An 11,785-nucleotide genomic window follows, 5' to 3' on the forward strand; every position below is an offset into this window, starting at 1 on the left:
TTGGAGGTTGCTTTAATTCTTGTCATCATCAAAAGCCAGCAGGCGTATTTCCCTGCGCGCCACTCGCTACGGAGGCAGTACGCCATTGAGCAGGGGGGGGGGACAATTATTTATCATGGCGACCTCCTCCCCGCTTGATGACGAGCGCGACGACAATAGCCACTACTCCGATGACGGCCAAAGCCGTTACCAACACCAACGTTCTATCTCCCGTCGAGGGCATAAAGCCTCGACCTATTTCCTTAGTTGGGGCGTTGAGCAACGACAACTCAACCAAACCCTTCCCGGCATCGGCGGCATCAACCCGCAGAGGGCTTTCGGCCGATACGGTCACCTTCGGCTTCGCAGCCGCCACCTGATTGACGTTCAGGCCCTCGGCCTTGACCGTCACGCAGCGCGTGCCCTCAAAGGCGGTGTAGCCCTTGGGCGCCTTGAGCTCACGGACCTCCAGCTTGCCCGAGTCCACGCCCGAGACGGTCACGCGGCCGTCCTCGCCCGTGATGACGGTGGCCTTGCCTTCCGCATCCCACGTGCCATCGGCCGCCAGCGTGCGGCCGCGGTCGTCGGCGATGCTCAGGACCGCCCCGGGCAGTGGCTTGTCGCCGTCGCTGCCGCGCTTGGTGAGTGCGAGGTCCCAGGTGTAGGCGGTCGCGTCGTCGCTCGGCGTGCGGGTGAAACCGGCGTCGCCGGACTGGTCGGCGAGGGGAGAGCGCGGGTAGCGCAGGTAGACCTCGTTGGGGTTGCCCTTGGTGGCGCCTCGATTGCAGTTGGCCCCCAACGGCGCATTGTAGACAGCAACCACGCGGGCGCCCGCGGTGAAGGCGTCGGCCCCGCCGAGCGAGGCGATCAGGTCGCCGGTGCGCACGGTGAAGGTCTTACCGTCGACCGAGACCCTGCACTGGGCCGTGATGTCGGTCCAGCCCTTCGCGGGCTCGGTGCCGACACGGTCGTCCTTACCGGCCGAGACGGCGTCGAAGCCGCCGTCCGTGCCCGCCGCCGCGTACACGCGCATGCTCGCGGCCACCTTGGAGGGGTCGAGCCCCGCGCCCATGGTGTCGACGAACTGCACCGTGTAGGTGTCGTAGGCGGTGAGCCCCGCCGGGACCGTGGCCGAGAGGCGCCAGTACAGGTCGTCGCCGACCGTGGCGTCGGCGGCCTTGCCCCAGGCGGCGGTGCTGTCCTCCAGCACGTGCTTTTGGACCTTGGGGGTCGCCGCCTTGGGCTTGACGGTGACGGCGTTGCCGCCGACCAGGGCTATGATCGGCGCGGTGCCGGCCTCGCCTTGGGCGATGGCGTCGTTCTTAGCGACGATGAGCCAGTAGCCGCAGGGCAGCTCGGCCGTCGTTCCCGCGTTAAGGGCCACGAGCTCGGCGCCAGAGCTCTGGAGGGAACGAGCGAGCTGTGCGCTCAGCGCGCTCGTAAGGTGGGAATCGGCGTTGAGCCACTCGGCAGCTTCCTGCGCTGTGGTCTGGGATTTGGGCATGCCGGCACTGTGCAGCACAGGCAGTGCGGCGTCGTGGACGTCGTCGCTTGCCCAGGCGAGGTCGGTGGCGATCTTAGCGTCGTTGTCGCCGTCGACGACGTTGGCGCTAAAGATTTGGTAGGCATCGTAGCTGCTCGCCACGGTGCCGCTCACCGTGATGGAACCGGTCGAGGTCGGCTCGGCCTGCGCGGATGCGGGGAACACAACCGCGCAGGTACCGATCAAGAAGGCAAGCAGCGCAAACAAGATCGGGAAGGAGCTAACTTTCTTATTCACGACGCTCACCTCCCTTCGCATTCGCCTTGCGACGAATGTGCATCCAGGCCGCAGCAGCGCAAAGCACCGCCGCGCCGGCAAGGTACGTCAGAGTGACGCCCGACATACCAGAAAGGGGCAAAGAGGTGGAGTAGGTGTTTATGAAGGTGGGGGTGGAGGTGTCCGTGAGGTCGTAGGTCGTGCCGTTGGTCACTAGATTGCCGTCACGATCCTGAATCTGCTTGTAGGTAGCAGTGACGTCTATATGGTGGTTAGAGTCGTCAGTCGCGTTAACCGTAATCTGATAGACCGACCGGTCGTACTTATAGTTCGTAAACGGCGTGGTTGACTGCTGTTCGCGAACGAAGTACGTGAAGGTCTTGGAAGCACCACGGCCAGTGGGGTCAGTCTCGAGTTTGTTAAGTTGATCGAGCTTGTACTCAATCGGGTTGAAGCTCAGGAGCTGAGAGTTTTTGTCGTTGGCTTTGGTCTTAACCGCCTCGGCCTTATCGAACTTGTCGTTATCCGCAAACTCGAGCGTAAACTCCTTCATCTCGCCACCCTCAACGACCTTGGTCGCCATAGGCGTCCAGGAGCCCTTCGAGTCGTACGGAGTGAACTTATTAGTGAAAGTTGCACCACTGGTAAGCGCAACGATAACAGCGTTTTCGCCTTCAGCTTCTGTGACGGCTGCTGGTTCTGTTTCTGGCGTTCTTGCGCCAGCGCCGTCATTTTTTACCTTTGTTACCGAAACGCTCTTGACTTTGTAATACGTGTATTTAATGTCAAGCACGTTGTGCGACTTGCCCTCATCCTTCACAACCTCAGGATCAATTTTGTAGATCGTTTTGTCGTAAGTCACGCCCTTGTCCTTGTCCGTGCCCGGAACCTCTACCAAGTAGTAAACAAGATCGTCATCGGCATAAACTTCACCCAGATCAAAGGTGAGATTTCCGTTCTCATCGTTTTTCACCGTATCGACCACCGAGCAGCGATTGAGCTGAAGATCACCATTGGAGTCAAAGCTCGGAATCGTATATGAGATCTCGCCTAGTTCGTTAATAATCTTGTTCTGCCTGAGAAGCTGGAAATCGAAATCATTTCCTTTAAGCTTGCCGCCCTCAAGCACCTTGGTGCCGTTGAGCTTCATCTTGGGGTAAACCTTGACCTCTCGAGTGGAACCGGCGACAACGTCTCCGTTGGTCATGATTCCGCCACCGTGGATATTGGAGCTGTTGCCCGTGATATATAACGTAGCCAGCCCTATAGCAGCATTTTGATCTTCAGCGGACGGTTTGGACTTTAGGCCAATCATGTACTTGGCTTGGGCTCCGTCATACTTACCGATGGTCGCAAGCTGACCGTCAATCGTGCCCGACCAATTTGCAGCACCACCGCCGAGCATCTGGCCCGTTACGGCTGCGATATAGTCAGCGTTATCCGACTTGCGGATAAGGAAGAGGTCCTCATGGCCACGCCTCTTGAAGTCATCAGTAATCTCACCGCCATCAACACTTGAAGGCTGGTCTTCATTCTTACCATTGGTGCCGCCTGATAGATTCTCACCGTTTGCATCGGTGTTTCCGAAAATCGCAATACCATTGGCATCTGTAATCGCCGTCTTGCCGCTCGGGCAGGCCGCGAAGCCACCACCATAGCCCTTGGCCGAGTTTTTGGTAATCAGGGCGTTGGATATCTTGAGACACGCCGAATTAACGCCTTCGGCACTGTTGCCTCCCTGGACAAACACGCCGCCGCCGCCCCAGTCATTGGGGGTATTAGTCGTATTGTTAGTTATGTAGGCTTTCTCGCCGATCACATTAAATTCGCCAACTGTAGGCGCAGCGATACGGATGCCGCCGCCCTCAGAGTTTTGCGCCACATTGCTGGCGATGCTTCCACCAGAGAACGAAAACAAGGAGAGGGCCTGATTCCAAGCGCCAGCATAAATACCGCCACCGGCCTCGGCAGAATAGTTACCGGTGATGTAGCCACCGTTAATTGTGAGACTGCCGTTATTGAAGGCAGCAATACCACCACCGCCGTGACATCCGTTGCCGATATGCTTCGTAGAGCCTTCATTGTCGTTGTAGAACTGATAGTTGTTGTTGGTAATGTAACCACCTGAAATGACTACTGTTGAACCAACGGCACAAACACCGGCGCCGTAGCCTGATCGATCTTTGAACGTACCGTTACCGGAAATCGTGCCGCCGGTCATATTAATTGTGGATCCGTTAGCGTACACGCCGCCGCCATTGGAGGCATAGTTGCCTGCAATTACGCCACCGGTCAAATTGAGGGTCGAAGCGCCGCCATTCGCGTTGGACACCATAATGCCCGCGCCCGCGCCCGCGCCCGAGCTAGAAGCGCCACACACATAGCCGCCGCTCATGTTGACGGTAGAGCCGTTTTCGGCATAGATGAGGTTGCCGACGTTGCAATTTTTCTTTTGGGTAAGTACGCCGCTATCGAGATTAAACGTACCGCCCGCATAAACGTTGATGAGCTTCATCGTGGAGCCAGCAGCGGTACCCACGATGGCACCCTTGATGCTGACCTCGTGCCTATAGAGAGTCTCGGTTGTCCCTGTACCGTTCGGCGTCGATTCGGTCACGTAATACGTCAGCTTAGTCGGAATGCCAGAACTGTCGCATCCCATCAAGGCAACTCGCCCGTTATTGTCGCCATCCGAATCCTGCTTTTGATCAGACCCTTGTTTAGAATTTTTGAGGGTAAGCGCAGCGTTATTGGCGATATTGAAGAGCGGCTTGTTTGAATTGTCGCCTGAATGCGTGATTTTGAAGCCGTTTAGGTCCAGCGTTATCATGCTGCCGTTCTCGTTAAGTGTGATTTCGCCAGCATAGTCAATATCAGCCGAAAGCTTAAAGCTGGCGGCTTTATTTTCCCCAACGCCTAGAAGCTTTCTCTGCAAATCATCGGCATTATTGATGTCCGTGGCTGTCTCTTCGCTCGCCACAGCCTCCTCGGCTGACGAACCAGCACCATCGTCGATCGCTTCATTATCTTCTGCCTGTGACTCGTCCTTGGACTGCTCCTCCGACTGAACATCGTCGTCGGCCACGGCACCATCACTATCCTGGTTTACGGCATCCTCGTTAGCAGTGTTGTCTACACCAGCAGACTCACTTGAGGAACCCCCCATCACAGTTTCCTCGGTAGAAACCGCCTCGGCATCGTTGGCAATGGCCTGCGAGATCGGAGGCATGACGAGCGACAGTACCAGGCTCAACACGGAGGCTCCGCACAAAACGCCTGCCAGTACACGGCGCGTCGCTTTATTACTCTGCTTAGATTTGTCCGAATTCGCTTTCATCGATGTCTCCTCCCCAAGAGACCGCGATCTTGCTCTTTCACTATCAAACGTATCTGCGCAATCTGTAATTGCGCTCGTTTAGTAATGCAATTATAACGATTGTTTAAACATCTGAGCAACAAAACCGACATTTTTGTAGCGAGTTCTCAATTCTCTTGACATTTGCTCAGATTTACCTTCGTTTATTCGCTATCTATTTTTTGTTTCTGCTGGTAATTTAGTTGCGTATTATTTTTTAATGGCATTAGTTTTATTTGCACAACATTTTGCTCAAGAGCGAGCATCCTGTGAACGGTCGAAAATCGACCGTGAGTGGTAGGTCATTAACCGGGATGAATATCCTACCAAATTGATGAGAATATCTAAAAACCCATCGGTGGTTAGAAGCATGATGTTCTGACGACCATATTTGAATTTGCGCGCAGATTTTAGGTATCAATTCGCCCAAATCGCCTGAGGCCACCGCAAAGGCGCCTGCCCCCTTTGTGGTAGTTCTCCCCCCGCTACAGCAGATGTTCCTCAATAAAGATCGCGATGCCGTCTTTGTCGTTGCTGGCGGTTACAAAATCGGCGGCGGCGCGGGTGGCGTCGCTGCCGTTTGCCATAGCCACGCCCACGCCGGCGTCAGCCACCATGCAGGTGTCGTTATCGGCATCGCCAAACACGCAGATGTCCTGGAGATCCATGTCGTTGAGCTCTGCCACGCGCACAAGGCCGCGCGTCTTGGACACGCGCGGATCCATGAACTCGTAGAGCCGCTGCGTGGTTTGCAGAGCCGCCGCCTTAACAGTGTTATCGGCAAACGTCGACGCCCGCTCAATCACCCGCGGCATTACCTCGGGCGCCATGGTAAACATCACCTTGGGCTGCGGCTCGCGCAAAAACTCGGCAAAATCGACCACCTGGTAGGGCACGCCGTCGACGCGTGACAGGTGCTCGACGCACGCGTTGCTCTCGGGCACGTAGAACACGCCGTCTCGGGGGCAGACGGGCGTTGCCGGAAGGTCCGCCATGTGCTTGCAGATGCGCGCGATGGTCTCGCCCGGCAGCGGATAGCTCAGTTCGTTGATGTCGTGCGCCCGGTCGATGACCTCGGCGCCACCGCAGCCCACCAGCACGTCTACCAGGCCTTCGATGCCCCAGAGCTCGTACATGGCCTCGGTCGCGTGGGCGTCGCGCCCGGTGCACAGGCCAAAGAGCACGCCGCGCTCGCGCAGGGCGCGGATCGCCGCCACGGTGCGCGGGGACACCGTGTGTTGGCTCGTGAGCAGCGTGCCGTCGATATCGCAGAACACGGCTTTGATGTGGCTGAAGGTGGTGTCCATGGGGGCCTTTCTGGGTTGTGCGGCGGTGTGGGGTGCATTCGCAAACGGCGTACATGGTATACCAAGGCGCAGGCGCGGCCCGTTAAAGCAAAAACCACCACAAAGGTGCCTGACTCCTTTGTGGTGGCAGGACTCGCAGGGTGGCCGGATCCGCAGGATGGCCTGACCCGGGGCGCAAACCATCACAACATTCGACGTTTTTCGGCAAAATCGCGGTTTTTATCGAATGTTGTGATGGTTTCTTACCGCTTTACGGCACGATCCAGATGCCGGCGTCCAAACAGCAGCAACGCCGCGGGAACTGCCGTCACGACCATGCCCGCCCCTACGAGTGTCCGTTGTACGCCAAATGTCGCCGCCAGCCACGGGGCAATCGCCAGCGGCGCCACGCCGGCGAACATATTGCCAAAGCCCATGACCGAATTGACGCGGCCGAGCTGCTCAAGCGGGGCCGTCGTTTGCACGATAGTGTTGTGGAGCGGGTTGACGACACCCCAAGCAATGCCCAGGGCGATCTGGCCGACGAGGGCCACGCCCACGTACGGCGTCCCCACATAGAGCAGGCTTCCCAGGCCCACGGACATAAGCGCCACGAGCAGGGTTTTAAGGTTGACCAGGTGCGGCGGCAAGCGGAGCGCGAGCACGGCACCCAGCACCGCGCCCACACCCGAGGCCGACGAGAGCCAGCCCATCCACTCAACGCCGACATGCAGGACATCGCGGTAGAAGAACGACTCCAGCGGATCGAAGGCTCCGTAGCCAAAGTTCGAAAGAAAAATGATGCAGAACAGCAGGGCGAGGACGCTGTTGGTGAAGACTGTTTTGATGCTGGTCGCGAAGGTGACACGGGCGGACGTGCTGGGGTTGGAGCTTTGTCCCGCACGCTCCCCTTCCTCTGCCGAATCGGCATCCGCATGCCCGACGACATGGCTGGTCTGCGACCTAAAGCCCCAGCCGGCAACGAGCGCCAGCACGGTAAAGAGCATCATGAGCACGAACACCGCGCGTGACGATGCAGCAGCCGCGACAAAGCCGCCCAGAGTGGGGCCAACGATGATACTCACGTTTGAAACCATGGCGATGGCGGAGTTGATGTCTTTGAGCTCGACAGGATCGTCGGTGAGGTAGGCCGGATAGGATGTGGCAATGGGCTGGGCGAGCCCCATCGTAAAGCCCAGAAACACCGCGCCGAGCAGGACGATGCCGGTCGCGCTGCCAAAGGCGATGATTGCCGTGCCAGTTGCGAGAGCGCCGACGATGCTCAGCAAGAAATGGCGGCGCGGACCCCAAGCGTCGAGCGCCGCGCCGCCCGCAAAGGATCCCAGGATCACGAAAACGTTCATAAACAGAACGGCCAGCGATGTCGCGACAACCGAGGCATCGTCTGCATAGGTGAGCGTTCCGATGACGCCGATAAAGTAGCTGGTCTGAAAACCGGTGTAGATGAGAAAGCGCATCGCCACCAGGCGCTTGGCCTGCACGGAAAGCGATGATTGAGGCTTTGAGAAAAGAGAGACGAGCATGGAGACTCCTTGTTTCATACGAATGTGGACGGCGGGCATTCGCCACCGTCTGTCAAATCAATCTATCCGCATGAAACATTAAGGACGCATCAAGCCCCTTTTCTCCGTTTTTCGCCCGTCATGAACTACTTGGTAGATTGTAAGGCATGTCCCACACATCTACCAAAGCAAAATCCACCACAAAGGTGCCTGGCCCCTTTGTGGTGGTTGCGACGTTTACGCTGGTTGAGACTTGGCTAGGCCAGGTCGGCGCCGTTGGTGGCGATGACCTTCTTGTACCAGAAGAAGCTGTCCTTGCGGCTGCGGGCGAGCGTGCCGTTGCCGTCGTTGTCCTTGTCGACGTAGATGAAGCCGTAGCGCTTCTTCATCTCGCCGGTCGAGGCGCTCACCAAATCGATGCAGCCCCACATGGTGTAGCCCATCAGGTCCACGCCGTCCTCGATGGCAATCTCCATCTGCTTGATATGCTCGCGCAGGTAATCGATGCGGTAGCCGTCGTGAATCGCACCGTCCGCCTCGACCTCGTCCACCGCGCCCAGGCCGTTCTCGACGATCATCAGCGGCACCTGGTAGCGGTCGTAGACCTCCTCCAGGTAGTAACGCAGGCCCTCGGGGTCGATCGCCCAACCCCAATCGCTCTTCTTGAGGTACTCGTTGCCGGCGCCACCAAAGATGTTGCCCTGCTCCAGCAGCACCGGGTCAGCCGTGGCCGTGGCGCTCATGTAGTAGCTAAAGCTGTAGAAGTCGACCTTGCCGGCGGCCAGCGTGGCGGCGTCCTCGGGCGAAACCTCCACGTGCACGCCTTCGCGGCGCCACACGCTGGGCGCCCACGAGGGATACGCACCGCGCACCTGCACGTCGCCGCAGTAGAAGTTCATCTCGCGCTGCTGCTTTTGTGCGGCCAGAACGTCTGCCGGATTGCACGTGTGCGGGTAGCAGGCGTTGCCGGCGATCATGCAGCCGATCTTGTTCTGGGGATCGATCTGATGGCCCATGGTGACGCACTTGGCGCTCGCCAGGAACTGATGGTGCAGGGCATCGAAGCGCGCCTGTGGGTCGTCCCAGTCGCAGTCGCCAAAGGCCATGGGCGTGTCGGTTGCCTCGGGCACCATGCCGCCGCCCATCACGCCGCCAAAGCCGCCCATGAGCAGGCAATTGATTTCGTTAAAGGTGAGCCAGTAGCGCACCAGGCCCTTGTACTCGGTCATGACGGTGCGGGCGTAGTTGAGGTAGAAATCGATGAGCTTGGGGTTCTTCCAGCCTCCGTAGTTTTTGGACAGACCATAAGGCAGCTCATAGTGGCTAAGGGTGACCATGGGCTCGATGCCCTGCTCCTGACAGGCTTGGAACACACGGCGGTAGAACTCGATGCCGGCCTGGTTGGGCTCGGCCTCGTCGCCGTTGGGGAAGATACGGCTCCAGTTGATGGACATGCGGTAGCACTTAAAGCCCATCTCGCCAAAAAGCTTGATGTCGTCGAGATAGTGATGGTACATGTCCACGGCCTCGTGGCTGGGATAGTGGTACTGGGGCAGAATGCCGTCGGTAATGTGGCGCGGCTCGGAGACCGTGCCGCCGGTCATGATGTCGGGAACGCCGAGGCCCTTGCCGTCCTCGTTGTATCCGCCTTCGCACTGATTGGCGGCAGTGGCACCGCCCCACAGAAATCCATCGGGAAAAGCCATGTTGGCTCCTTTCGTACGTGTTGGGATGTTGCGTGGACGCCGAAGCGGCGTCCACGAGGTAATTTGCGTCCCGATCGGAGTTCGCGTTGAGTCGGCCGCCACGAAACCGGCCCATCTACTACGTTTAGTCGTGAACCCCCGACCACGCCGCAATTGTCAAAAATAAAACCGCAGGTAGACGGCTTGGCGGTTTTCGAAAAACCACCGTGTGGTTGGCCCCTACCACTTAAACGTAGTAGATAGGCCGGTTTCGTGGCGAGGCATGTTGCGGGACGCGCGCGGACCGACCCATCGAAACTATGCCGGCTTAAGATATGCGGACGGAGCTGACGGAGACGACGTTTGCCCAGATAAAACCGACCAAAATAAACCTGTCCCTTATTGGCAGGTTCAAAACCATGCCGGTTTACGGGGCAGAACCAGTGCCCCTTGAGCATGCCAGAAACGGCAAGGACAAAACCGCAGGTAGGAGGCTTGTCAGTTTACGGAAAAACGGGGTATGGTCAGCACTCACCGTTTCAGCCCCGTAATCCGGCATGGTTTTGATTTTGGGCAGTCGCTCGGACGAGCGCATGGCATCTAGCCCCTTTGAAAAAAACCGGCGGGGCGCTCCCCCCGCCGGCTTGGTACCGAGTCTTTGTCGTTTGGGCTACTTGGCAGCCTCGGGCTTGTAGGTGGCAAACTCGATCGCAAAGCCCACGGCGGCACCCACGAAAGAGGCAACGATAGCCCAGATCATGTGGTTGATGCCGTTAACACCGGAGGGGTCGATGAAGGACAGCCAGTTGAAGACGCCCAGACCACCGGACATGTACACCACGGCGCCGGAGAGACCAATGATGAGGCCGCCCACAGCAGAACCGATGCTGGCGTTGATGAAGGCCTTCTTATCGGGCAGGGCGACACCGTAGATAGCGGGCTCGGTGACACCAAAGAAGAAGGCGGAGATCATGGCCGGCAGCGCGATACCGCGGAACTTCTCGTCCTTGTTCTTGAGATACATGGCGAAGAGCACGGCGCCCAGCGAGAAGGAGTGGGCGATAACGGAGCCCAGGATGTAGTCGTGGCCCAGAGTGGACAGGTTGACCAGCGCGATGGGCACGAGCGACCAGTGGAAGCCAAAGATGACCAGGCACATCCAGAAGGCACCGACGAGGGTGCAGCCCAGGAGGGAGCCGATCATGGGCAGGCCAAACAGCAGCGCGAAGAACTCACCAAGCAGGTTGGTGATGAGCGTGGCGATGGGGCCAATGACCAGATAGCCAAGGGTGACGGTAACGGTGACGACGATCAGCGGGGTGAAGAACATCTTCATAGAAGCGGGCATCCACTTCTTAACCCAGTGCTCGAGGGTGGAGCCAAACCAGACCATGAGCAGGATGGGGATAACGGAGCTGGTGTAACCCGAGGCAGGCATGATGAGCGGCAGGCCCAGGAACGTGGTGTACCAAGAGAAGGTGCCAGCAAAGCCGAGCTCGACGGAGCCGACAACCTCGCCCGAGGTCAGGGCAACCATGGTGGGATACACCAGGGCAAAGGCGATGGCCATGCCGTTGAACTCGCTCATCTTGAACTTCTTGGCCGCGGTAAAGCCAAGCACCACGGGCAGGAAGTAGAACATGCCGTCAGCGACGGTGCAGAGCAGCGTGTAGGCGCCGTCGTTGGCAAAGCTCGGGACCAGGAAGGTAGCGAGCGCCAGCAGGCCCTTCATGATACCGGCAGCGGCGAAGGTGCCGAGCATGGGGGCGAAGATGCCCGAGATGAGGTCGATGATCACATCGGTAACGCCCTTGGGAGCGGCATCGTCGTCATCGGCGTCGACGGCGCCGCCGTCGCTAAAACCGCCGGCCTTGAGAACGGCGTCGTAGACGTCCTCGACGATGTTGCCCACAACAACCTGGTACTGGCCGTTGGCGTGCATGACCTTGATGACGTTGGGCAGCTCGGAGATTGCCTCGTCATTGGCCTTCGACTCGTCCTTGAGCTTAAAACGAACACGGGTAATGCAGTGTGCGACGCATTTGACGTTGGACTTGCCGCCAACCAGCTCTACGATCTGGGCAGCAAGATCGTCGTATTTACCTGCCATGATCTGTCCTCTCTTTTCCAAATTTCGACAAAAATATCCCCTACCGCGAGCCGGTACCTTGCCCGCAGTTAGAAACCAAAAAGAATTG

6 protein-coding genes are annotated in these 11,785 nt (G+C 58.3%); all 6 read right to left on the reverse strand.

Features of this window, described 5'->3' with window-relative positions; genetic code table 11:
- Positions 1-106: 106 nt before the first annotated feature.
- The 6 genes from DXB86_RS03650 to DXB86_RS03675 all read right to left on the reverse strand — a co-directional run bounded on the left by DXB86_RS03650 (position 107) and on the right by DXB86_RS03675 (position 11,697).
- Complete coding sequence (locus DXB86_RS03650; RefSeq protein WP_158555273.1) at positions 107-1,759, reverse strand: isopeptide-forming domain-containing fimbrial protein; 1,653 nt, start codon at positions 1,757-1,759, stop codon at positions 107-109.
- On the reverse strand, positions 1,752-5,075 hold the full coding sequence (locus DXB86_RS03655; protein WP_117736181.1) for a Spy0128 family protein: 3,324 nt from the start codon (positions 5,073-5,075) through the stop codon (positions 1,752-1,754). The genes DXB86_RS03650 and DXB86_RS03655 overlap by 8 nt, the downstream gene beginning before the upstream one ends.
- 503 nt (positions 5,076-5,578) lie before the next feature.
- Complete coding sequence (locus DXB86_RS03660) at positions 5,579-6,400, reverse strand: HAD family hydrolase (protein ID WP_117736182.1); 822 nt, start codon at positions 6,398-6,400, stop codon at positions 5,579-5,581.
- Positions 6,401-6,642: 242 nt separating this feature from the next.
- Positions 6,643-7,923: an MFS transporter gene (locus DXB86_RS03665; protein ID WP_158555274.1), complete on the reverse strand. Its 1,281-nt coding sequence runs from the start codon at positions 7,921-7,923 to the stop codon at positions 6,643-6,645.
- A 236-nt stretch (positions 7,924-8,159) separates the two neighbouring features.
- Positions 8,160-9,608: a glycoside hydrolase family 1 protein gene (locus DXB86_RS03670; protein WP_117563637.1), complete on the reverse strand. Its 1,449-nt coding sequence runs from the start codon at positions 9,606-9,608 to the stop codon at positions 8,160-8,162.
- 649 nt (positions 9,609-10,257) lie between these two features.
- Positions 10,258-11,697 carry a PTS transporter subunit EIIC gene (locus DXB86_RS03675; protein ID WP_117736184.1) on the reverse strand — a complete coding sequence of 480 codons (1,440 nt, stop codon included), beginning with the start codon at positions 11,695-11,697 and terminating at the stop codon, positions 10,258-10,260.
- Positions 11,698-11,785 lie beyond the last annotated feature (88 nt).

The organism is Collinsella sp. OM06-18AC (assembly GCF_003438785.1).
In the GTDB taxonomy this organism is placed as follows: domain Bacteria; phylum Actinomycetota; class Coriobacteriia; order Coriobacteriales; family Coriobacteriaceae; genus Collinsella.

Bases quoted from the DNA above. Each gene is read 5' to 3' on its own strand.
- DXB86_RS03655 (WP_117736181.1), bottom strand. From the start codon at position 5,075: ATGAAAGCGAATTCGGACAAATCTAAGCAGAGTAATAAAGCGACGCGC.
- DXB86_RS03660 (WP_117736182.1), bottom strand. From the start codon at position 6,400: ATGGACACCACCTTCAGCCACATCAAAGCCGTGTTCTGCGATATCGAC.
- DXB86_RS03665 (WP_158555274.1), bottom strand. From the start codon at position 7,923: ATGCTCGTCTCTCTTTTCTCAAAGCCTCAATCATCGCTTTCCGTGCAG.
- DXB86_RS03670 (WP_117563637.1), bottom strand. From the start codon at position 9,608: ATGGCTTTTCCCGATGGATTTCTGTGGGGCGGTGCCACTGCCGCCAAT.
- DXB86_RS03675 (WP_117736184.1), bottom strand. From the start codon at position 11,697: ATGGCAGGTAAATACGACGATCTTGCTGCCCAGATCGTAGAGCTGGTT.